Here is a 22,620-nt window from a genome sequence, read left to right as displayed (position 1 = left end):
TCGCTCACTCACGGGAGCCCTTCTTCATGACCGCTGTCGACGCTCGCCCTCAGACCGCCGTGGAGGCCCGCTTCCCCGCCGGCTTCCGGTGGGGCACGGCCACCGCCGCGTACCAGATCGAGGGCGCCGCCACCGAGGACGGCCGTACGCCGTCCATCTGGGACACCTTCAGCCGGACACCCGGCCGGGTCCGTAACGGCGACACCGGTGACATCGCCGCCGACCACTACCACCGGATGGACGAGGACGTCGCGCTCCTCAAGGAGCTGGGCGTCACCGACTACCGCTTCTCGGTGTCCTGGTCGCGGGTCCAGCCCACCGGGCGCGGCCCCGCCGTCCAGCGCGGCCTCGACTTCTACCGAAGGCTGACCGACGCCCTGCTGGCGGCGGACATCAGGCCCGTCGCCACGCTCTACCACTGGGATCTGCCGCAGGAGCTGGAGGACGCGGGCGGCTGGCCGCAGCGCGACACGGCCGGACGGTTCGCGGAGTACGCACGCCTCGTCGGCGAGGCCCTCGGCGACCGCGTCTCCACCTGGACCACCCTCAACGAGCCGTGGTGCGCGGCCTTCCTCGGCTACGCCTCCGGGGTGCACGCCCCCGGGCGTACGGATCCGGTCGCCGCGCTGCGCGCCGCGCACCACCTGAATCTCGCCCACGGCCTGGGCGTCCGGGCATTGCGCGACACACTGCCGCGCCAGGCCGAGATCTCGCTGACGCTCAACCTGCACGCCCTGCGGCCGCTCACCGACACACCGGCGGACCTCGACGCGGTGCGCAGGATCGACGCCGTGGGCAACCGGATCTTCCTCGACCCGGTCTTCCACGGGCGGCTGCCGGAGGACCTGGTCACCGACACGGCCGGGCTGACGGACTGGTCGTTCGTCCAGGACGGCGATCTGGAGACCGCCTCCGCGCCGATCGACTCGCTCGGCATCAACTACTACTCCCCGACCGTCGTGGCCGCGGGCTCCTCGGAGACCCCCTCGCCGTGGCCGGCCGCCGAGGGCCGGGTCCGCTTCGTACCGGCTCCCGGGCCGCGTACGGCCATGGACTGGCCGGTCGACGCGGACGGGCTGTACGAACTGCTCATCCGGCTCCGTGACGAACTGCCCGGCACCCCGCTGATGGTCACCGAGAACGGGGCGGCGTACGACGACTACGCCGACCCGTCCGGCGCGGTCCACGACCCCGAGCGCGTCGCCTACCTCCACTCCCACCTCAGCGCCGTCCACCGGGCGATCGCCGACGGGGCGCCGGTGGGGGGCTACTTCCTCTGGTCGCTGCTGGACAACTTCGAGTGGGCCTACGGGTACAGCAAGCGGTTCGGCATCGTCCATGTCGACTTCGCGACACAGCGCCGTACGATCAAGGACAGCGCGCGCTGGTACGCACAGGTCATCGGACGCGGCGGCATCGGCTGACCCGTCCCGGTCCCGCCGCCCTCACCCCCTGGACGCACCCGTCCGGGGGGTGAGCGCGTTCCGGGGCGCGGGGCTGGAGTTTCCGCGCGATGTCTTGACAGTGACGGGCACCGGTCCCAGGATCCTCCACAGTGTAATTAACTACCCAGTGCGTTAATTAGCGGGCCCAGACCGGGCGCCGCCCCCTTCCCGCCACCCTCCCCTCCCCGCCCGGATCCCTCTCCCCCAGAGGAGCACGCGTGTCCGCTCACACGCCCGACGCCCCGACACCGTCCCCCACGCCACGGGGCAAACCCCGCAAGGCGGCCGTGGCCGCCTGGATCGGCAGCGCGCTGGAGTACTACGACTTCTTCATCTACGGCAGCGCCGCGGCCCTGATCTTCCCCAAGGTCTTCTTCAACCCCGACCATCCCGCGACCGCCACGCTGATCTCGCTCGGCACCTTCGGCGTGGCGTACGCGACCCGGCCCCTCGGCGCGCTGTTCCTCGGGCACATCGGGGACCGGCTGGGCCGGCGCCGGGTCATGGTCCTGACGCTGATCCTGATGGGCGTCTCCACCTTCCTCATCGGGTGTCTGCCCACCTACGACCAGATCGGGGCGGCGGCGCCCGTCCTGCTGGTCCTGATGCGCATGCTCCAGGGGATCTCGGCCGCGGGCGAGCAGGCCGGCGCCAGCTCGATGACGCTGGAACACGCGCCGGAGGACCGGCGCGGCTACTACTCCAGCTACACCCTGAACGGGACACAGGCCGGCCAGATCCTCGCGACCCTGATCTTCATCCCGGTCGCAGCCCTCCCCGACGAGCAGCTCTACACCTGGGGATGGCGGGTCCCGTTCCTGCTGAGCGCCTTCGTCGCGGTGGCCGGCTATCTCATCCGGCGCAATCTGGAGGAGACCCCCGTCTTCCAGCAGGAGTCCGCGGCCCGCACACCGGCCGAACTGCCGCTGGTCCATCTGCTGCGCCACCACTGGGCCGATGTGCTGCGCGTCGTCGCCGCGGCCACCATCGCGACCGTCTCCACCATCTTCACCGTCTGGGCGCTGTCGTACGCCACCGGTGACGCCGTCGGCATGGACAAGACGGCCATGCTCTGGGTGGGTGTCGCTGCCAACGCGGTGGCCCTGCTCGCCATTCCGCTCTGGGCAAGGCTCTCGGACCGGATCGGCCGCAAGCCCGTCTTCCTCATCGGGTCGCTCGGCTCCGGGGTGATGGTCTTCGTCTATCTGTGGGCGATCTCCACCGGGTCCTACCCGCTGGTGCTCCTCGCCGGCATCGCGTTCTTCGGCGTGGTCTACAGCGCCGCCAACGGCATCTGGCCCTCCCTCTACGGTGAGATGTTCTCCACCCGGGTCCGGCTCTCGGGCATGGCGATCGGCACCCAGATCGGCTTCGCCGTCGCCGGGTTCGCCGTCAGCTTCGCGGCGCGGATCGCGGGCCCCGACGGGGACAACTGGCTCGGTGTCGCGATCTTCACGGCCGCCTTCTGCGTTCTCAGCTCGCTCGCCGTCCTGACCGGCCGGGAGACGTTCAAGGTGCCCACCACGGAACTCGGCACCCGGCGGAAAACGGCCCCGGAGCGGTCCCGGGCCACCACGTCGGTCTCCGCCTGACCCCCTCCCTCACCCCCCACCGAAAGAAAGACCACGATGCCGAACCCGTCCGACCGGACTCCGGAGAACTCCGTACTCGTCCTCAACGGCCCCAACCTCAATCTGCTCGGCCTGCGGGAGCCCGCGGTGTACGGCACGGACACCCTCGCCGACATCGAGGCGCTGTGCCGCACCACTGCGGCCGGTCACGGACTGCGGGTCGACTTCCGGCAGAGCAACCACGAGGGCGTGCTGATCGACGCCGTACAGGAGGCGCGCACCGCGCACCGCGGCATCGTGATCAACCCGGCCGGCTACAGCCACACCTCGGTGGCGCTGCGCGACGCGCTCGCCGCCGTGGACCTCCCGGTCGTGGAGGTGCATCTGTCCAACATCCACCGGCGCGAGGCATTTCGCCACCACTCGTATGTCTCGGCCGTCGCCGACACGGTGATCTGCGGGGCCGGGGCGCACGGTTACGCGCTGGGCCTCGCCCATCTGGCCCGGCTGGTGGAGGCCGCCCGGTGACCGGGACCTCGTATCTCACCGGTCTGATCGGCGCGGGCATCGGCCCCTCGCTCAGCCCCGCGCTGCACGAACGGGAGGCGGACCGGCACGGGCTTCGCCTGCTCTACCGCACCCTCGACATCGACGCGTTGGGGGTGCGTCCCGAAGCGGTCGGCGAACTGGTCGGGGCGGCAAGGGCGCTGGGCTTCGACGGGCTCAACATCACCCATCCCTGCAAACAGTTGGTGATCGAGCACCTGGACGAGGTGGATCCCGTGGCGGCGGCGCTCGGCGCGGTCAACACCGTCGTCCTGCGGGACGGCCGGGCGACCGGTCACAACACGGACGTCACCGGTTTCGCCCGGTCCTTCGCCCGGGGCCTGCCCGGCGTCGCCACCCGGCGGGTCGTCCAGCTCGGGGCGGGCGGGGCGGGCGCCGCCGTCGCACACGCGCTGCTCACCCTCGGCGTGGACCGGCTCGCGCTGGCGGACACCGACCCGGTACGGGCCACCGCGCTCGCCGACGCGCTGAACCGCCGCTTCGGCGCCGGGAGAGCGGGCGCCGTCGCGATGCCGTGGCTCGCCGCGCGCCTCGCCGACGCCGACGGTCTCGTCCACGCCACACCCACCGGCATGGCCGGACACCCGGGGCTGCCGCTCCCCGCCGGGCTGCTCCGTCCCGGACTGTGGGTGGCGGAGGTCGTCTACCGGCCGCTCGACACCGAACTGCTGCGGCTGGCCCGGGAGATCGGCTGCCCGACCCTGGACGGCGGCGCCATGGCCGTCTTCCAGGCGGCCGACGCCTTCCGGCTCTTCACGGGACGGGAGCCGCACACGGAGAGGATGCTCGACGATCTCGCCGACCTCGTCGGGGCCCCCACCGGGTAGACGAGTCATTCCGAAGTAGCGTCGTCCGCCCCTTGGGGCGGGCGGGGAGGTTTCAGGTGCACCGCACTCGCTGCGCTCGCTCCGTCTCGGCGCATTGAACGGTCCTTCGGATGCCGAGCGCAGCCGCAAGGCGGAGGAGGGAAGCGACGCGGGAGCGGATGGGGTCTCCCCTGGTCGAGCGAAGCCGAGACCTTGGGGATGACCGACGACAACGCCGCGGATGTGCGTGCATGGCACCTCCCCGCAGACGGGACTTCGGAATGACTCGTCCAGGCCCTGTCCGGGAGGGAGCGGGCGCGGCGCGGGCCCGGGGGGGCGCGCGGGTGTCTCGATAGACTGGGGCGCACCGTGCCCGACGCGGGCCCGACGCCACGAGGAGCCGTATGGCAACCGCTGTCCCCCCGCCGACCCCGCCCGTCACACGGACCCGGGACGCGGCACGGACCCGCGAGGAGATCCTCGACGCGGCGACACGGGAGTTCGCCCGGGTCGGCTTCGCGGGCGCCCGGGTGGACGAGATCGCCGCGCACATCCACACCACCAAGCGGATGATCTACTACTACTTCGGCAGCAAGGAGCGGCTCTTCACGACCGTCCTGGAGCGGGCGTACGGGGTGATCCGCGCCATCGAACAGGACATCGACGTGGAACATCTCGACCCGGAGTCCGCGATCAGACGGCTCGCCGAGGTCACCTTCGACCACCACGAGGCGCATCCGGACTTCATCCGGCTGGTCAGTATCGAGAACATCCACGAGGCCGAGCACATCAAGGCCTCGGCCACGCTCGGCTCGCTCAACTCCCCCGCCATCGACGTCATCCGCCGCATCCTGGAGGAGGGCCGGGCCAAGGGCGTCTTCACCGCCGAGGTCGACGCCCTCGACCTGCACGCGATGATCAGCTCGTTCTGCTTCTTCCGGGTCGCCAACCGGCACACCTTCGGCACCCTCTTCGGCCGTGACCTGACCGCCCCTGACCGGCGCGAGCACTACCGCACGATGCTGGGCGACATGGTCATCGCCTATCTCACGGCCGAGGCCTGACGCCGGACCGAGCACGGGGCCAGGCCCGGCCGCCGGGGCCACGTGCGGCTGAAACGCGGGGCCACCTGCGGCTGAACCTCCGCGCGCCGCCGCACTTCTACGTGTCGCTGTACGTCCCGCCCGTCTCCGCCTTCGCGACCAGCGTCGCCGGTGGCGCGAACCGCTCCCCGTACAGCTCCGCCAGCTCGCGGGCGCGTGCCACGAAGCCGGGCAGACCGCCCTCGTACCCGTTGATGTACTGGAGCACGCCCCCCGTCCAGCCGGGGAAGCCGATGCCCAGCAGGGAGCCGATGTTGGCGTCGGCGACCGAGGTCAGGACGTTCTCGTCCAGGCAGCGGACCGACTCCAGCGCCTCCGCGAAGAGCATCCGCTCCCCCATGTCGCGCAGCGGGACATCGGTGTCGCCCGTGCCGAAGTGTTCCCGCAACCCCGGCCAGAGGCGCAGGCGTTCACCGTTCTCGCCGTACTCGTAGAAGCCCGCGCCGCCCGCGCGTCCCGGGCGTCCGAACTCGTCCACCATGCGGTCGACGACCGCGTCCGCCGGATGTCCGCTCCAGCGGCCCCCGGCCCCCTCGACCGCGCGCCGGGTCTCCTCGCGGATCCGGCGGGCCAGGGTGAGCGCCAGCTCGTCCATGAGCGCGAGCACCTTGGCCGGGTAGCCCGCCTGCGCGGCGGCCTGTTCGACGGAGGCGGGCTCCAGCCCCTCGCCGATCATCGCGACGCCTTCGTCGAGGAAGCGCCCGATGACCCGGGAGGTGAAGAAGCCGCGCGCGTCGTTGACGACGATCGGGGTCTTTCCGATCCGGCGCACCAGGTCGAAGGCGCGGGCCAGTGTCTCGTCCCCGGTCCGCTCCCCCCGGACGATCTCGACCAGCGGCATCTTGTCGGCCGGGGAGAAGAAGTGCAGTCCGATGAAGTCGGCCGGGCGCGACACACCCTCGGCGAGCACGGTGATGGGCAGTGTGGAGGTATTGGAACAGAGCAGCGCGTCCGGCTCGACGATCCCCTGGATCTCCTCGAACACCCGGTGCTTGAGCGCCGTGTCCTCGAACACCGCCTCGATCACGGCGTCGCAGCCGGCCAGCCGCGCCGGGTCGGCGGTGGGGGTGATCCGGGCGAGCAGCGCGTCACGGTCGGCCTCGGTGGTACGGCCCCGGGTGAGCGCCTTGTCGAGCAGCTTCTCCGTGTACGCCTTGCCCCGGGCGGCGGCCTCCTCCGAGACGTCCTTGAGGACGACGTCGAGGCCCGCACGCGCGCAGGAGTGGGCGATGCCCGCGCCCATCATCCCGGCGCCGACCACGGCGACCCTGCGGACCTCGCGCGGCGCGATGCCCTGGGGCCTGCTCGCCCCGGAGTTGACGGTCCGGAGATCGAAGAAGAACGCCTGGATCATGTTCTTGGCGGTCTGTCCGGTGACCAGTTCGGTGAAGTAGCGCGCCTCGATCGTCTGCGCGGTCGCGAAGTCGACCTGCGCGCCCTCGACGGCCGCCGCGAGGATGTTGCGCGGGGCCGGATAGGGCGCGCCCGCGAGTTGCTTCTTCAAGCTGGCCGGAAATGCGGGGAGTTGGGCGGCGAGGCCGGGGGTGGACGGCGTACCACCGGGGATCCGGTACCCCTTGACGTCCCAGGGCTGGTGGGATTCGGGGTGTTCGTCGATGAAGGCGTGCGCCCGGGCCAGCATCTCCTCGGTGGTGGCGGCGACTTCGTGGACCAGGCCGTTCTCCAGGGCGCGCCGCGGTGCGTACCGGGTGCCCTGGAGGAGCACCTTGAGCAGGGCGTCGGCGAGGCCCATCAGCCGTACGGTACGGGTGACCCCGCCGCTCCCGGGCAGCAGACCGAGGGTGACCTCGGGCAGCCCGATCCGGGAGCCCGGGGCGTCGAGGGCGACACGGTGGTGGCAGGCCAGCGCGATCTCGTAACCGCCGCCCAGCGCCGCGCCGTTGAGAGCGGCGACGACCGGTTTGCCCAGCGTCTCGATCCGGCGCAGGGCGTCCTTGACGGCCATGCCGCTGTCGAAGACGCGCCGGGCGTCGGCGGGGCCCAGCCCGATCATGTCCTTGAGTTCGCCGCCCGCGAAGAACGTCTTCTTGGCGGAGGTGACGATGATGCCGCGGATGGTGTCCCGCTCCGCCTCGGCCCGGTCGGCGACGGCCGTGACGGAGTCCCGGAACGCCTGGTTCATGGTGTTCGCGGACTGGTCGGGGTCGTCCAGGACGAGGGTGACGACGCCGGTCGCGTCCCGCTCCCAGCGGATGGCGCCCGGCGTGGGCGGGCCGGCGGGTGCGGGTCCGGGTGTGGTGTGCGGTGCGGCGGTGGGCTCGCTCATGCTGCTGCTCCGTAGCGGGAGAGAAGGGACGACGGCCGGTCAGAGACGTTCGATGACGGTGGCGACACCCATGCCCCCGCCGACGCACAGCGTGGCGAGGCCGTACCGCTGGTCCCTGCGCTCCAGTTCGTCGACGAGGGTGCCGAGGATCATCGCGCCGGTGGCGCCGAGGGGATGGCCGAGCGCGATGGCGCCGCCGTTGACGTTGACCTTGTCCAGGGAGAGCCCCATCTCGTCGACGAAGCGCAGGACGACGGCGGCGAAGGCCTCGTTGATCTCCACCAGGTCGATGTCGTCGATGGTCAGTCCTGCCTTGGCGAGCGCCTTGCGGGTGGCGGGGGCCGGTCCGGTGAGCATGATGGTCGGTTCGGATCCGGAGACGGCCGCGGAGACGATCCGGGCGCGCGGTGTGAGCCCGTACCGCTCCCCCGTCTCCTGTGAGCCGATGGCCACGAGGGCCGCGCCGTCCACGATGCCCGAGGAGTTGCCCGCGTGGTGGACGTGGTCGATCCGCTCGACCCGGTGGTACTTCTGGAGGGCGACGGCGTCGAAGCCGCCCTGCTCGCCGATGCCCGCGAAGGACGGCTTCAGCGCGGCGAGCGAGTCGGCTGTGGTGCCGGGGCGCGGGTGCTCGTCACGGTCGAGGACGGTGAGCCCGTTACGGTCGCGTACGGGGACGACGGAGCGGTCGAAGCGGCCCTCCTTCCACGCCGCGGCGGCCCGCTCCTGGGAGAGCGCGGCGAACTCGTCCACGTCACGCCTGCTGTAGCCGCCGAGGGTGGCGATCAGGTCGGCGCCGACGCCCTGGGGCACGAAGCCGGTGGCGAAGCTGGTCATCGGGTCCATCGCCCAGGCGCCGCCGTCGGAGCCCATCGGCACCCGGGACATCGATTCGACGCCGCCCGCGAGGACCAGGTCCTCCCAGCCGGAGCGGATCTTGGCGGCGGCCAGGTTGACGGCTTCGAGGCCGGAGGCACAGAAGCGGTTCTCCTGGACCCCGGCGACGGTGTCGGGCAGTCCGGCGGCGAGGGCGGCGATCCGGGCGATGTCCGAGCCCTGGTCGCCGAGGGGGCTCACCACGCCGAGCACGATGTCGTCCACGGCGGCCGGGTCGAGTCCGGGCAGCCGGCGGCGCAGCTCGTGGATGAGGCCGACGACGAGGTCGATGGGCTTGGTGCCGTGCAGGGCCCCGTTGGCCTTGCCGCGACCGCGCGGGGTGCGGATCGCTTCGTAGACGAACGCTTCGGTACTCACGGCGGCTGCCTTCCGTTACGGAGAGTTCGAGGGGCGGGGCCCGTCCGGCGGACCGGCCCGGGTCGTGTCGTGTCGTCTCGTGCTGTGTCGTCTCGTGTCGTGTTGTGCCGGATCAGGCCGGGTCGTCGTGCCCTTCCGGCCGCTCGGGCGGGTCGGGCAGGTCCCAGTCGCGGGCGACCTCGGCGGCGTCCGCGCCCGGCCGCGCGGGCGGGCGGCGCACCGATGCCGGTGTGGCCGAGAAGCGGGGCGCCGGGGCGGGCTGGCGTACCCCCGCGTGGTCGGTGAAGGTGCCACGGGCCGCGAGATGGGGGTGGTCGGGCGCCTCGCGCAGCGTGAGTACGGGGGCGACGCAGGCGTCGGAGTCCGCGAAGACGGCGGTCCACTCCTGGCGGGTCCGGGTCCTGAACCGGGCGGCCACGGCGGCTCGCAGCTCGTCCCAGCGCGCGAAGTCCCTGCGGTCGGGGATCTCGCCGGTCAGCCCGAGCAGTTCGACGAACTCGTTGTAGAAGCGCTTCTCCAGCGCGCCGACCGCCATGTACGCGCCGTCGGAGGTCTCGTACGAGCCGTAGAAGGGGCTGCCGCCGTCCAGCAGGTTGGCGCCGCGCCGGTCCTGCCAGCCGCCCGCGCCCATCATGGCGTGGATCATGGTCGTGAGATGGGCGGTGCCATCCACGATCGCCGCGTCCACGACCTGTCCGGCGCCGTCCGGGGTACGGGCGTGCTGGAGCGCCGCGAGCACACCGATGACCAGGTAGAGCGCACCGCCCGCGTAGTCCCCGAGCAGGTTCGCGGGGAGCGCGGGCGGCTCCTCGGCCTTGCCGATCATGGAGAGGGCGCCGGTGACGGCGATGTAGCCGATGTCGTGCCCCGCCCGGTCCGCGAGCGGTCCTTCCTGGCCCCAGCCGGTCATCCGGCCGTACACCAGCCGGGGGTTGCGGTCGAGACACTCCTGCGGGCCGATTCCGAGCCGCTCGGCGACGCCGGGGCGGTATCCCTCGACGAGGATGTCGGCGCGCTCGACCAGGTCGAGGACGCGGGCGGCGCCGTCCGCGGCCTTGAGGTCGATCAGCACGGAGCGCTTGTTGCGGTTGGTGAGGTCGTGCGCCGGGTCGATGCCGAGCCCGGCGCCGCCCGGGCGGTCGATCCGTACGACATCGGCGCCGAGGTCGGCGAGCGTCATCGCGGCGAAGGGGCCGGGCCCGATCCCGGCCAGTTCGACCACGCGTACCCCGGTCAGCGGCCCGTTCGTCGTCCCTGTCATCCGGCCCCCAGCGGTGGGGCACCACCGCGGAGACACCCGGTGATGCCGAGAACACGTTCCGCTCGGCGCGGGGCCGCGTGGAACGGGGCAGAGCAAGCGCTTAGCCCGGTACCGAGCCTATGCCGTGGAGGGGGTGTTCGGCCAAGCCGGGGCGGCGGACGGCACCGGTCCCGGCCGGACGGTGCGCACCGCTACAGGCCGGTCGCCCAGTCCGCGATGGTGTAGATCATCGAGCCGAGCCAGATCACCCCGGCGACCGTGGCCACCAGCAGCACGGCCGACCTGCCGCGCTCACGGGCCGGGGAGGGGGCGGCGGTGCGGGCGGGGGCGTGGGGGTGGGCCGTACTGAGCGCGGCTCGGCTGTTTGTCATGATCAGATCCTGTCGGCCGGGACCGGGCGGGGGTATCCGTACGCGTACTCAGATTCCCCGGTCCGCCGTGCCACCGGCGGCCTCCCGCGCGACCGCCTCGCGCAGGGCCTCGCGGCAGAGCGCGTCGGCCCGCCGGGTGGTCTCCGGGAGCCGGTAGTCGGGGGCCAGCCGCAGGGTGTGCGCACAGGCGGTGGCGAGATCGACGCGGTGGCCGACCGAGACGAACACCGGCTTCACGCCCGCCCGGGTGCGCAGGGCGCGGCCGACCTCCTCGCCCTCGTCGGCGAGGAGCGGCGAGGAGTCGCCGCGCCGGGGGCCGGGCGGCTCGTACGCGAACGTGAACGGGTTCTTCGCCACGCCGATCACCGGATGCCCGGTGACCACACCGAGGTGGGAGGCGAGCCCGAAACGGCGCGGATGGGCCCGGCCGTACCCGTCGCAGACGATCAGCCCCGGCTCCGCCGTGAGCGCGCCGAGGGCGGCCAGCACGGTCGGGATCTCCCGGAAGGCGAGCAGACCGGGGATGTACGGGAAGGCGACCCGGCCGACAGCGGTGGCCTCGTCGACCACGGCGAGGGTGGCCGCGTCGAGGACGACGGCCGCGGCGGCGACGATGTCCCGCTCGTCGTCGTAGGCCACGTCCACGCCGGTCACCAACCCCGTACCGGGCGGCGGGCCTGCCTCGCCGAGCACGACACGCCCGCGCAGTTCGTCCTGGACGGCGCGCGCCTCGGCCTCGTCGGCGGGTGTCCTGATCATTTCCATGGTGGCGACAGCCTATGCGGCGGTCGCTCTGGCTAACCTGGCGATCATGTTCGTACTGGAATTGACCTACACCGCGCCCCTCGACCGTGTCGAAGCGCTTCTCGGGGCGCATGTCGCCTGGCTCGACGCGTCGTACGGGACGGGTGTCTTCATCGCCTCCGGCCGTAAGGTCCCGCGCGACGGCGGGGTGATCCTGGCGGTCGGGGACGACCGGGCCGCGGTCGAGCGGCTGGTGGCGACCGACCCGTTCGTGACCGGCGATGTCTGCACGTACCGGATCACCGAGTTCACGGCGACGATGACCGCGCCGGAGCTGGCCCCCTACCGCCAGGAACAGGCGTAGCGACCGGAGTTCGCGGGGCGCCGCCCCGGGGCCGGGCGGGCGGCGCGCGGGCCCGCCGGGCGAGGTGCCCGGCCGCCGCCCGCCGGGCGATGTGACACAGATCACGGTACGGTGACACAGCTCACTCCCGATTCGGAGCACGTATTGAGCGGCTCCGCCGTCTTTCCCTGTAGGGGAGGGCCGCGCCCGGTCCCTCTCCCGTACGAAGCGGTGCGACGTCCGTGCCGGACCCGTACGGATGAGCCCGGCACCGCCCGGATCCGACGAAGGGGAGCAGGCCATGTCGCCCGTCATCGAACAGGCCGTGCAGGCCCGGCTGGTCTCGCCCACTCCCCGGATGGAGACCGTCCCCGCGACGCTCTGTTACGACCGGGCCGATCCGTTCGCCGTACGGATGGAGTTCCCGCCCCCGGCGACACTCGAAGGCACCGAAGTCACCTGGGAGTTCTCCCGTGAGCTGCTGGCGACGGGGATGACCGAGGCGGCCGGCGTCGGTGACGTACGGGTGCGGCCCTTCGGCTACGGCCGTACGGTCCTGGAGTTCCACGCGCCCGAGGGGACCGCGATGGTCCATCTGCGCACCTCGGAGCTGCGCCGCTTCCTGGAGCGCTCACAGAGCCTGGTCCCGGCCGGACGCGAGCATCTCTACCTCGACCTGGACCACGACCTGACCGAACTGCTGCGCGACGCGCACTGACGGCGCGCCCCGAGGTACCCCCTCCGTATCGCCTCCCTCCTCCGCCTTGCCAGAGTCGCCCCTCGCCCCGCTCCTTCCTCCACCCCACCTATCCGCGCGACCTCTTAATTCCTTTGACCGCCGCCGGACCGCTCCGTACCGTGGGCCGTGGTCCTGTTGTCGTCGATCGGAGTGGACCGTTGCGCATCTGAGGTCCTGAGACACCGTGCCGCACAGTCGTGCTTCCTTCCGGCTGTCCGCCTCGTGTGTGACCTCGGCTGCCCAGCCGTCCCCTCGACCTGGACTTCCCTCCTGCTCGCGGTGTCTCCATCCGTTGCCCTGACCCCTGAACCTTCGCAGCAACCGGAGACGTGTATGTCCGCCGCCGCCCATGTCACCTGCACCGCCCTCTCGTTCGCCTGGCCCGACGGGACCGAGGTGTTCGACGGCTTCCAGCTCGCGATCGGACCCGGCAGGACCGGACTCATCGGCCTCAACGGGTCAGGGAAGTCGACCCTGTTGAGGCTGATCGCGGGTGAACTCACCCCGGCCGAGGGCCGGATCAGGATCACCGGCGAGGTCGGTTTCCTCCCCCAGACCGTGACGCTCGACACCGCTCTGCGGGTGGACGAGGCCCTCGGTATCGCCGCGACCCGAGCCGCGCTGCACGCCATCGAGGCGGGCGACGTGAGCGAGGCGCACTTCACGGCCGTCGGTGACGACTGGGACGTGGAGGAACGGGCCCACGCCACCCTCGATCACCTCGGCCTCGGCCGGCTCGGTCTCGACCGGACGGTCGGCGAGATGTCGGGCGGCGAGTGCGTGCTGCTCGGCCTGGCCGCGCTGCTGCTCGCCCGGCCCGCCGTCCTGCTGCTGGACGAGCCGACCAACAACCTCGATCTGCACGCCCGGCGGCGGCTGTACGACGCCGTCGACTCCTGGTCCGGAGTGCTGGTCGTGGTCAGCCACGACCGTGAACTGCTGGAGCGCGTCGACCAGATCGCCGATCTGCGGGAGGGCGAGGTGCGCTGGTACGGCGGCGCCTACTCCGCCTACGAGGAGGCGCTCGCCCAGGAACAGGAGGCGGCGGCCCGTACGGTGCGGGTCGCGGAGGCCGACGTACAGCGCCAGAAACGCGAACTCGCCGAAGCGAACGTGAAGTTGGCCCGGCGCAAGCGATTCGGGCAGAAGATGTCGGACCAGAAGCGCGAGCCGAAGATCGTCATGAACGGACGCAAGCAGGCGGCCCAGGAGTCCGCGGGCAAACACCGCATCCTGCACACCGAGAGGCTGGCCGAGGCGAAGGAGCGGCTGGACGAGGCCGTGGAGGCGGTACGGGACGACGACGAGGTCCGTATCGAACTGCCGCACACCGTCGTCCACCCCGGGCGTGGCGTGCTCACCCTGCGCGACCTGCGGCTGCGGTACGGGGCCGAGGTCAGCGGCGAGTACGCGATCCACGGCCCCGAGCGGATCGCGCTGGTCGGCCGGAACGGAGCGGGCAAGACGACGCTTCTGCGCACCGTCGCCGGGGAGTTGGCGCCGGAGTCCGGCGAGGCGCTGGCCCATGTGCCGCTGCGCTTCCTGCCGCAGCGGCTCGATGTGCTGGACGACCGGCTCACCGTGGCACAGAACGTGGCCCGTTTCGCGCCCGAGGCGACCAACAACCAGATCAGGTCCCGGCTGGCGCGTTTCCTCTTCAAGGGCGCGCGGGCCGACCAGCCGGCCGGGACCCTCTCGGGCGGTGAACGGTTCCGGGCCTCGCTCGCCGCGCTGCTGCTCGCGGAACCGGCGCCGCGGCTGCTGCTGCTCGACGAGCCGACGAACAACCTGGACATGGCGTCCGTGCGCCGGCTCACCGCGGCGCTGGAGTCGTACCAGGGCGCGCTGATCGTGGCGAGCCACGACGTGCCGTTCCTGGAGTCGATCGGCATCACCCGCTGGCTGCTGCTCGACGGCGCGCTGCGGGACACCGACGCGGAGGAGGTACGGGCGGCCGGGCAGGGGTGATGATGGGCGGGTGACCGGTCTCGTACCACCCCGGCCGGCCGGCCGCCCCCGACGACAGGGAGAGACATTCGTGCCCAGCAGGAAAGCCCTGATCCGACGCCCGGGCCCGCGCCTCGCCGAGGGGCTGGTCACCCACCTCGAACGGACCCCGGTCGACACCGCGCTCGCGGTCGAGCAGTGGGAGCGGTACGGCGCGACGCTGCGCGCGCACGGCTGGGAGACCGTCGAGGTGGACCCGGCCGACGACTGCCCGGACGGGGTGTTCGTGGAGGACACCGTCGTGATGTTCCGCAACGTCGCGCTGATCTCCCGGCCCGGCGCCCCCTCGCGCCGCCCCGAGACCGCGGCGGTGGAGCGGGAGCTGATCCGGCTCGGCTGCTCGGTCAACCGGATCCGGGAGCCCGGCACCCTCGACGGCGGTGACGTCCTGAAGACCGGCGACACGATCTACGTGGGCCAGGGCGGCCGGACGAACGCGGCGGGGATCCAGCAGCTCCGTGCCGCCTTCGAACCGCTCGGGGCGCGCGTGGTGGCCGTACCCGTCACCAAGGTGCTGCATCTCAAGTCCGCGGTGACGGCGCTGCCCGACGCCACCGTCATCGGATTCGAGCCACTGCTGGACGCCTGGTCGCTCTTCCCGCGCCGGCTCTCCGTACCGGAGGAGCCGGGCGCGCACGTCGTCCTGCTGGGCGGCGGGAAAGTGCTGATCGCGGCGAGCGCGCCACGGACCGCCGCACTGCTCTCGGATCTCGGCCATGAGCCGGTGCCGGTGGACATCAGCGAGTTCGAGAAGCTCGAAGGGTGCGTGACCTGTCTCTCGGTACGGCTGCGGGAGCTGTACGTCTGACGGATGCGAGCCTGGCCGGCTGCCCCGCGTACCGCTGGTAAACCGGCGCCGGCCTGGGGGTTTACCGTAGGTGACATGCCCATGGTACATGAGGGATCCGGGGCGGTCGTGAGGTGATCCGGGGTCCGGGCTTGGCCTCCCGCTTATTCGGGCCTTAACCTACGGTGTCGTAACCTACGAACCCGTAGGTAAATCTCCCGTCCCCCTGGAGCACCCGTGTCGATCACCTCTCCCCACCTCGGCAGTTCGGAAGCGTGGACCGACGCCCGACTGCTGTACGCGCTGGAAGAGGTGGTGGAGAAGGAACTCAACCGCCATCTCAAAGTCGCCAAGGACTGGATGCCGCACGAGTACGTGCCCTGGTCCGACGGCCGCAACTTCCCCGGCATCTTCGAGAACGGCGAGGCGTGGGAGCCGGCGCAGTCGAAGGTCACCGACATCGGCAAGATCGCGCTCGTGGTCAATCTGCTGACCGAGGACAACCTCCCCAGCTACCACCACGAGATCGCCAGCCTCTTCGGCCGCGACGGCGCCTGGGGCACCTGGGTGCACCGCTGGACCGCGGAGGAGGGCCGGCACGGCATCGTCATGCGCGACTACCTGCTCACCTCGCGCGCGGTCGACCCGGACAAGCTGGAGCAGTTCCGGATGGCGCACATGGCGGAGGGCTTCGAGTCCGACAACCGTCACTCGATGCTGCACTCCGTCGCGTACGTCGCCTTCCAGGAGCTGGCGACCCGTGTCTCGCACCGCAACACCGGCCACCAGTCGGGCGATCCGGTCTGCGACCGGATGCTGGCGCGCATCGCCACCGACGAGAACCTGCACATGGTCTTCTACCGGAATCTGCTGGGCGCCGCCTTCGAGATCGCCCCGGATCTGACCATGCAGGCCGTCCGCGACGTGGTCGTGCAGTTCCGGATGCCCGGACACGGCATGCCCGGCTTCGAGCGCGCCGCCGCGCAGATGGCCATCGGCGAGATCTACAACATGCGCATCCACCACGACGACGTGCTCCAGCCCGTGCTGCGCTACCTGAAGGTCATGGACATAGACGGTCTCGGCCCCGAGGGCCTGAAGGCCCAGGAGGAACTGGGCCTCTACATGGGCGGTCTGGACAGCGAGGCGAGCAAGTTCGACGAGAAGCTCGCCGCCCGCAAGGCCCGGATGTCGGCGCGCGCCGCGGGCTGACAGCGCGGACGGGGGCGGGCGCGCACAGGCGGACGAAAGGGCGCGCGGCATACAAGGGGGCGTACGGTTCGGGCCGCGCGCCTGTGCGCCGTACCCTGTGCCGGATGAAGCCTGTTACGCGCCTCTTCCTCATAGGCGCTCCCGTCCTGGTCGCCGCCGTCGTTCTCTTCGGCGGCGGCGACGGCGATTCGGGGGTGCTCGCCGACCATCCGCCGGAGTTTCCCGGACAGAGCGGCGCCCCCAACCCCCTTGCCCCGGGCGACGCGGAGGAGCGGGCGGAGCGGGCGGAGCACGTCGAGAAGCTGCCGCCCGGACTCGCCGCCCCCGCACAGAAGGAGATCGCCGCGCGGATCGTGGCCAGCGCGGAGAACTCCACGCTCGACTGGCGCGGCCAGTACGGCGCCATCGAGGACCTCGGCGACGGCAACGGCTACACCGCCGGGATCATCGGTTTCTGCTCCGGCACCAACGACATGCTGCAACTCGTGGAGTCGTACACGAAGTCCCACCCGGACAATCCGCTCGCGTCCTACCTGCCGGCGCTGCGCGCGGTGGACGGCACCGACTCGCACGAGGGCCTGGACCCCGGCTTCCGGGACGCCTGGGCAGAGGCCTCGAAGTCCCCGGACTTCCGTGCCGCGCAGGACAGGACCCGGGACACGCTGTACTTCGACCCGGCCGTCCGGCTGGCCAAGATGGACGGCCTCGGCACGCTCGGCCAGTTCATCTACTACGACGCGATGGTCCTGCACGGCCCGGGACTCGACGCGCAGGGCTTCTACGGCATCCGGCAGGCGGCCATGAAGAAGGCGAGGACGGCGGCCGAGGGCGGCGACGAGAAGGCGTACCTCGGCACCTTCCTCGACGCGAGCAAGGCCGTGATCAGGGCGAAGCCCATCGCGGCGCAGCGTGACTCCTCCCGGATCGACACCGCGCAGCGGGTCTTCCTGCGCGACGGCAACATGGAGCTGCGGCTGCCGCTGCGCTGGCAGGTGTACGGAGAGGCGTTCCGCATCGACACGGTGTGACCGGGGCGCGCAGGTGAACCAGTTACCGCCGGCGACGCCCGACGGCGCCGGTCAGCGGCTGCGGCGCCGGAGGTTCTGCCGCTCCTTCTCGGAGAGCCCGCCCCATACCCCGAACCGCTCGTCGTGGTTGAGGGCGTACTGGAGGCAGGCCACCCGCCCCTCGCAGGCGCCGCAGAGCCGCTTGGCCTCACGGGTGGAGGATCCGGGGGCGGGGAAGAAGAACTCGGGCCCCGTCTGGGCGCACAACGCGCTCTCCTGCCAGGAGAGTTCGTCGCTCGTGGTGGTACTGGTGGTGATGTTGATCGGCATGGGCACAGGTTGCCCGTCCGCGATAAACGAATGATGGACGAACCGTCAACGGCCTGGCGGGCGGGCCCTGTTCGTCAGGCGTCCCGGTCCACGCCCTGGAGGATCGCGAATCGCGCCCCGGAGGGGTCGGCCAGTTTGGCGAACCGTCCGACGCCCTCGATGTCGGTCGGCGCCACGCGCACCGTCGCACCGAGCGCCCGGCCCGCCGTCACCGTAGCGTCGCATTCGGTGACCGCGAAGTACAGGTGCCAGTGCGGCGCGCCGCCGGATTCGCTCGGATCCGAGCCGAGCGTCACGAACCCGCCGAACATACCGTCGGGGCCCTGCCCGGCCGGATGGACCATGCGGTACGTGCCGCTTCCGTCGGGCAGCGGCATGGCGGAGGACCCCCAGCCGAAGACGGCCTGGTAGAAGGCGTACGCGGCGGGCTCGTCGGGGGTGTACAGCTCGGCCCAGCAGAGGCTGCCCGGCTCGTTGACGACGTCCAGGCCCTGGTTGGTGCCGGGCTGCCAGACCGAGAAGGCGGCGCCGCCCGGGTCGGTGAGGACGGCCATCCTGCCGAGGTCCATGACGTCCATGGGCCCGACCACGATGGAACCGCCGTTCTCCCGCACGGACTTGGCGGTGGCGTCGGCGTCGGCGGTACGGAAGTACAGCGACCAGGACGGCGGTCCCTGTTCGGCGCTCATGGGCATGCCGCCCGCCGCCGTCCGGTCACCGAGCTGGAACATGCCGTAGCCGCCCGTGTCGGGCCCCGCGGGCCGGAATTCCCAGCCGAGGAGCCCTCGGTAGAACGCGGCGGCGCCGTCGATGTCCGGGGTGCCGAGGTCCGCCCAGATCGGGCAGCCGTTGACATAGGGGGACGTGAGCATGGCGCGCGCTCCTTTGTGAGGTCCCGTGCTCTCCTTCCGAGTCTCCCTCTCCGGAGCGTTCCCCGCCTCCCGGGCGGGGAGGGGCGCGCCGATGCCCGCGGGCGGGTGTCAGTGGCCCGTGTGGTCCGCCTTCGCGTCGCGGTCCGCCTTCGTCTCGCCGGAGGCGGCCGGGTGGTGCGGCTCGTAGCCGGGGATCGTGCCGTCCGGCTTGGCGACCAGCAGCAGGCCGGCCATGCCCATGTCGGAGTGGCTCTGGACATGGCAGTGGTACATCCAGGCGCCCGCGCCGCCGCGTTCACCCGCGATGATCTGGAAGCCGAAGGAGTCCGCCGGTCCCGTGATCTTGTTGTCGATCACCCGGCTGGGGTCCTCGGGGCCGGTGAGCAGGCCCGTTCTGTTGTCCGCCCAGCGGTGCCCGTGCATATGGAACGTGTGGTAGAACTCGCCGTGCGTGATCATGATGATCTCGACGCGATCGCCCACCGTGGCCTTGAAGTCGGGGCTCTCCGCGCCGGGCTTGTTGTTGATCGTCATGTCGTTGAAGACGATCGTGAACTGCTTGTCCGGCAGGATGTCGCCCTGCCTGCGGACCACGACGGGACCGTACAGACCCTTGCGGATGCCGCCCGTGCCGTGGTCCGTGCCCACGACATGGTCGTGGTAGTGCCAGTAGCCCGCGCTGCCCGGCTGCCAGGTGCCGTCCTTGCGCCTGCCGGGGGCGTGGGTGCGCCAGGTGTACGTACGGGTGCCACCGGGCTCGACATGGCTGCGGCTCATCCGGGTGCCGTCGTTGGCGATGTCGTAGTCCACGCCGTGGGGGTGGAGGCTGACGTCGACGTCGCAGTTGTTCTCGAAGTCGATGTGGAGGGTGTCCCCCTCGTTCAGCTCGATCAGCGGCCCCGGGATGGTGGCCTTGCCCTTCTCGAAGCCGTACCCCATCTGACCATTCGGCAGATTCTCGGCGTACAGGCTGATACGGCGGACCTGGCCGCCCGCCGGAGCGGTCCTGGGCGGGGTGTCCGCCGCCGTGGCGGCGGGGGCCGACGCGGCGGCGACCGACAGGGAGGTCGCCCCGGTCGCGGCGACCGCGCCTCCCGCGAGCAGGCGTCGGTTGAAGCTCCTTCGGTCCATGGCCATCGTGAACTCCCCAGTGCCGTACGGACGTTTGCGGGGCGCATGAGGCCCCGGAGACGGCCACACGGTAGTCCAGGGAACTTTGTTTATCCACACCGAGGACAAAGTTGGTGGGATTGCGGTCTTACCTATTGGCGTGCCGACGAAAGAGGTCTAGTTTCAGGCGCTGTTGCTGTGCCCGCAAGACCGTGTCCGAAGACTGTGACCAGAGAGGGGTGGGTGAACACATGCAGCCTGCACCGCATCACCGGTCGAGATTCCCGCTGACCACCAGTCCGAAGGGGCCGAGGAGATCGAGAAACGGCGTGGCCGCGGCCCTGGTGGCCGGCGCCCTGGCGGCGTCGCTGCTCGGCTCCAACGCCGCGACGGCCAGACCGTATCCCGAACCGGCGGCGACAACGTTGTCCCTTCCGTCGCCGCCCGGTGGCGAGAACGTGAAGGTGCTCGTCTTCCACGCCTCGGCCACCGAGGAATCCCCGGTGGTCAACGCCGGTATCGAGGCCATCGAGTCGATCGGCCTGACGGGGCCCGCGGCCGAACGGTTCAAGACCGTGGCCACGGACGACCCCTCCGTCTTCACCAACGCCACCAAGCTCGGCAAGTACAACGCGGTCGTCTTCCTCACGGGCGGCGGCGATGTGCTCGACCCCGCGCAGGAGGCGGGCCTCGAAGCGTTCATGAACGCGGGCGGCGGCTTCCTCGGGATCCACGAGGCGGCCCGTACCGAACCGTACTCCGACTGGTTCACGGGGCTGATCGGCGCCCGGCCGACGGGCGCCCCGAGCACCGTCCAGCGCGCGACGGTCGAGATCGGCGACCGGCTGAATCCCGCCACCAAGAACCTGCCGCTGGAGTGGAAGCGGCCCGACAAGTGGTTCAACTGGTCGGCGAACCCCAGCGGCAAGGTGCACACGGTCGCCCGGGTCAGGGAGGCCGGCTTCAAGCCGGCCACCGGGGCCAACGGCGCCGACCACCCGATCTCCTGGTGCCGCGACTACGCGGGCGGCCGGTCCTTCTACACCGGTATGGGCGGTACGGCCGAGTCGTACGCCGAGACGGACTTCCGCGACCATCTGCGCGGCGCGCTCAACTGGACGACACGGATCTCCCGCGCCGACTGCAAGGCGACGATCGACTCCAACTACACGGCGGAGCGCGTCACCCAGCCCAACCAGGCCGGCCAGCAGGACCAGATCGGCGAGCCGCACGGCATGGTCACCGCGCCCGACGGACGTGTGCTGTACATCGGCCGCGGCGGCGGCGACAACGCGGCCCCGGTCGTGACCGACTGGAACAACCCGGAGATCGGCAAGGGCCAGGGGCAGATCCACGTCTACGACCCGAAGACGAAGCAGGTGACGCTCGCGGGCTCCCTCAGCGTCTTCGGCAACAAGGGCGGCGGCGACGAGCTGATCAAGGTCGAGGAGGGGCTGCTCGGGATCGAGCTGGACCCCGCCTTCGCGACCAACGGCTGGGTGTACCTGCACTACACCCCGCACTCGCAGCTCAACCGCGACACCCAGATCGCCGAACGCCGCGTCTCCCGCTTCACGCTGGACAGCGCGACGAACAAGCTGGACCTCGCCTCCGAGAAGGTCCTGCTGAAGTGGCCCGTGCAGGTGCACAGTTGCTGCCACGCCGGCGGCGGGATGGCCTGGGACTCGAAGGGGAACCTCTACATCGCGACCGGTGACAACAACTCCTCCGGCTTCAGCGACGGTTACTCCGGCAACAACCCGCAGCCCGCGTACAAGGGCGTCTCCTTCGCGGACGCGCGCCGTACCGCGGGCAACACCAACAACCTCAACGGCAAGATCCTGCGGATCCACCCCGAGGCGGACGGCACGTACACCCTGCCCGAGGGGAACCTCTTCACCGGCAAGGAGCAGGCCGAGGGCGGCGGCAAGACCCGCGGCGAGATCTATGTGATGGGTGTGCGCAACCCGTCCCGGATCTCGATCGACCGGAAGACCGACACCCTGTACGCGGGCTGGGTCGGCCCGGACGCCGGCGCGCCGAGCACCACCTGGGGTCCGGCGAAGTACGACACGTTCTCCGCGATCACCAAGGCGGGCAACCACGGCTGGCCGTTCTGCATGGGCAACAACCAGCCCTACCGGGACCGCAATCTGCCCGATCCGTCCAAGCCGCTGGGGTGGTACAACTGCGCCGCCCCCAAGAACGAGTCGCCCAACAACGACGGCCTGGTGAACCTGCCGCCCGTCACCGGCAACACCATCTGGTACTCGCCCCAGGGCGGCGGCCCCGACTTCCCGCGGGACGCCAACGGCATCCCCAGCTACAAGACCAGCGAGTCCACGTACCTCCTCCCGTGGCTCAAGGGCGGCGGCCAGGCGACCATGAACGGCCCGGTCTACCGGTACGACGCGCAGAGCACGAGCGCCGCGAAGTGGCCGGAGTACTGGGACGGCAAGTGGTTCGTCGGCGACTTCTACGACGCGGCGGACAGCCCGCGCCACGCGGTGATGACCGATCCGAAGACCGTGGGCAAGGGCGGGCTGCCGGTGCACGCCGAGTCCCTGAAGAAGATCATCCCGGTCGGTCAGGGCGGTATCCGCAACCTGATGGACTGGAAGTTCGCTCCGGACGGCTCGCTCTACGTCCTCGACTACGGGCGCGGCTTCTTCACCTCCGACTCCCAGTCCGCGCTGTGGCGCGTGACCTACAAGGGCGGCGAGCCGACCCCGGCCGCCGGTGACCTCGCACGGAAGGCGGCGCAGTGAGAGGCGAGTTGAGACACCGGCCGGGGCGCCGTCCAC

The 22,620-nt window shown here is 71.2% G+C and carries 20 protein-coding genes; 12 read left to right on the top strand and 8 right to left on the bottom strand.

Annotation, left to right across the window (positions count from 1 at the left end):
* The first annotated feature begins 26 nt into the window (after positions 1 to 26).
* From ACIQ7D_RS02320 to ACIQ7D_RS02300, 5 genes are all read left to right on the top strand, one after another.
* Positions 27 to 1,424: a GH1 family beta-glucosidase gene (locus ACIQ7D_RS02320; RefSeq protein ID WP_403932607.1), complete on the top strand. Its 1,398-nt coding sequence runs from the start codon at positions 27 to 29 to the stop codon at positions 1,422 to 1,424.
* A 239-nt stretch (positions 1,425 to 1,663) separates the two neighbouring features.
* Entirely contained in the window at positions 1,664 to 3,037 is a 1,374-nt protein-coding gene (locus ACIQ7D_RS02315; RefSeq protein WP_403932604.1) for an MFS transporter, read from the top strand.
* 36 nt (positions 3,038 to 3,073) lie between these two features.
* Complete coding sequence (gene aroQ / locus ACIQ7D_RS02310; protein WP_403932601.1) at positions 3,074 to 3,544, top strand: type II 3-dehydroquinate dehydratase; 471 nt, start codon at positions 3,074 to 3,076, stop codon at positions 3,542 to 3,544.
* Positions 3,541 to 4,410, top strand: a complete 870-nt coding sequence (locus ACIQ7D_RS02305) for a shikimate dehydrogenase (RefSeq protein ID WP_403932598.1) — start codon at positions 3,541 to 3,543, stop codon at positions 4,408 to 4,410. The genes aroQ and ACIQ7D_RS02305 overlap by 4 nt, the downstream gene beginning before the upstream one ends.
* Positions 4,411 to 4,793: 383 nt before the next feature.
* Positions 4,794 to 5,453: a TetR/AcrR family transcriptional regulator gene (locus ACIQ7D_RS02300; protein WP_403932595.1), complete on the top strand. Its 660-nt coding sequence runs from the start codon at positions 4,794 to 4,796 to the stop codon at positions 5,451 to 5,453.
* 97 nt (positions 5,454 to 5,550) lie between these two features.
* Here the strand turns inward: ACIQ7D_RS02300 and ACIQ7D_RS02295 are convergent, their stop codons facing one another.
* The 5 genes from ACIQ7D_RS02295 to ACIQ7D_RS02275 all read right to left on the bottom strand — a co-directional run bounded on the left by ACIQ7D_RS02295 (position 5,551) and on the right by ACIQ7D_RS02275 (position 11,430).
* The gene (locus tag ACIQ7D_RS02295; RefSeq protein WP_403932592.1) at positions 5,551 to 7,779 is read right to left on the bottom strand and encodes a 3-hydroxyacyl-CoA dehydrogenase NAD-binding domain-containing protein; all 2,229 of its coding nucleotides are present in this window, start codon (positions 7,777 to 7,779) and stop codon (positions 5,551 to 5,553) included.
* A gap of 39 nt (positions 7,780 to 7,818) precedes the next feature.
* Positions 7,819 to 9,033 (bottom strand): acetyl-CoA C-acetyltransferase, encoded by a 1,215-nt coding sequence (locus ACIQ7D_RS02290; protein WP_403932589.1) that lies wholly within the window; start codon positions 9,031 to 9,033, stop codon positions 7,819 to 7,821.
* 112 nt (positions 9,034 to 9,145) lie between these two features.
* Positions 9,146 to 10,294, bottom strand: coding sequence for a CaiB/BaiF CoA transferase family protein (locus ACIQ7D_RS02285; protein ID WP_403932586.1), 1,149 nt, complete (start codon positions 10,292 to 10,294; stop codon positions 9,146 to 9,148).
* Positions 10,295 to 10,485: 191 nt separating this feature from the next.
* Complete coding sequence (gene mmpA, locus ACIQ7D_RS02280; RefSeq protein WP_403932583.1) at positions 10,486 to 10,665, bottom strand: morphogenic membrane protein MmpA; 180 nt, start codon at positions 10,663 to 10,665, stop codon at positions 10,486 to 10,488.
* Between the two features lie 48 nt (positions 10,666 to 10,713).
* Positions 10,714 to 11,430: an endonuclease V gene (locus tag ACIQ7D_RS02275; RefSeq protein WP_403932580.1), complete on the bottom strand. Its 717-nt coding sequence runs from the start codon at positions 11,428 to 11,430 to the stop codon at positions 10,714 to 10,716.
* A gap of 46 nt (positions 11,431 to 11,476) precedes the next feature.
* On the opposite strand from ACIQ7D_RS02275, the gene ACIQ7D_RS02270 reads away from it, so the two are divergent.
* From ACIQ7D_RS02270 to ACIQ7D_RS02245, 6 genes are all read left to right on the top strand, one after another.
* Entirely contained in the window at positions 11,477 to 11,773 is a 297-nt protein-coding gene (locus ACIQ7D_RS02270; protein ID WP_403932577.1) for a YciI family protein, read from the top strand.
* Between the two features lie 280 nt (positions 11,774 to 12,053).
* Positions 12,054 to 12,470, top strand: coding sequence for an SsgA family sporulation/cell division regulator (locus ACIQ7D_RS02265; protein WP_403932574.1), 417 nt, complete (start codon positions 12,054 to 12,056; stop codon positions 12,468 to 12,470).
* Positions 12,471 to 12,824: 354 nt separating this feature from the next.
* Positions 12,825 to 14,459 (top strand): ABC-F family ATP-binding cassette domain-containing protein, encoded by a 1,635-nt coding sequence (locus tag ACIQ7D_RS02260; protein WP_403932571.1) that lies wholly within the window; start codon positions 12,825 to 12,827, stop codon positions 14,457 to 14,459.
* A gap of 70 nt (positions 14,460 to 14,529) precedes the next feature.
* Positions 14,530 to 15,306, top strand: coding sequence for a dimethylargininase (gene ddaH, locus ACIQ7D_RS02255; protein WP_403932568.1), 777 nt, complete (start codon positions 14,530 to 14,532; stop codon positions 15,304 to 15,306).
* A gap of 216 nt (positions 15,307 to 15,522) precedes the next feature.
* On the top strand, positions 15,523 to 16,497 hold the full coding sequence (locus ACIQ7D_RS02250) for an acyl-ACP desaturase (RefSeq protein ID WP_403932565.1): 975 nt from the start codon (positions 15,523 to 15,525) through the stop codon (positions 16,495 to 16,497).
* Between the two features lie 104 nt (positions 16,498 to 16,601).
* On the top strand, positions 16,602 to 17,525 hold the full coding sequence (locus tag ACIQ7D_RS02245) for a chitosanase (protein ID WP_403932562.1): 924 nt from the start codon (positions 16,602 to 16,604) through the stop codon (positions 17,523 to 17,525).
* A 51-nt stretch (positions 17,526 to 17,576) separates the two neighbouring features.
* Here ACIQ7D_RS02245 and ACIQ7D_RS02240 read toward each other — a convergent pair whose 3' ends face one another.
* The 3 genes from ACIQ7D_RS02240 to ACIQ7D_RS02230 form a co-directional block, all read right to left on the bottom strand.
* Positions 17,577 to 17,834, bottom strand: a complete 258-nt coding sequence (locus ACIQ7D_RS02240) for a WhiB family transcriptional regulator (protein ID WP_403932559.1) — start codon at positions 17,832 to 17,834, stop codon at positions 17,577 to 17,579.
* Positions 17,835 to 17,908: 74 nt separating this feature from the next.
* Positions 17,909 to 18,706 (bottom strand): VOC family protein, encoded by a 798-nt coding sequence (locus ACIQ7D_RS02235; protein ID WP_403932556.1) that lies wholly within the window; start codon positions 18,704 to 18,706, stop codon positions 17,909 to 17,911.
* Positions 18,707 to 18,814: 108 nt separating this feature from the next.
* Positions 18,815 to 19,837 (bottom strand): multicopper oxidase domain-containing protein, encoded by a 1,023-nt coding sequence (locus tag ACIQ7D_RS02230; protein WP_403933781.1) that lies wholly within the window; start codon positions 19,835 to 19,837, stop codon positions 18,815 to 18,817.
* A 230-nt stretch (positions 19,838 to 20,067) separates the two neighbouring features.
* Between ACIQ7D_RS02230 and ACIQ7D_RS02225 the strand changes: the two genes are divergently transcribed.
* Positions 20,068 to 22,584, top strand: coding sequence for a ThuA domain-containing protein (locus ACIQ7D_RS02225; RefSeq protein ID WP_403932553.1), 2,517 nt, complete (start codon positions 20,068 to 20,070; stop codon positions 22,582 to 22,584).
* Positions 22,585 to 22,620: the final 36 nt, after the last annotated feature.

Origin of the sequence: Streptomyces sp. NPDC096310 (genome assembly GCF_044763125.1) — a bacterium.
Lineage (GTDB): Bacteria > Actinomycetota > Actinomycetes > Streptomycetales > Streptomycetaceae > Streptomyces.
Note: the sequence above shows the minus strand (reverse complement) of the source record. Positions and strands in the feature narration are given on the sequence as shown.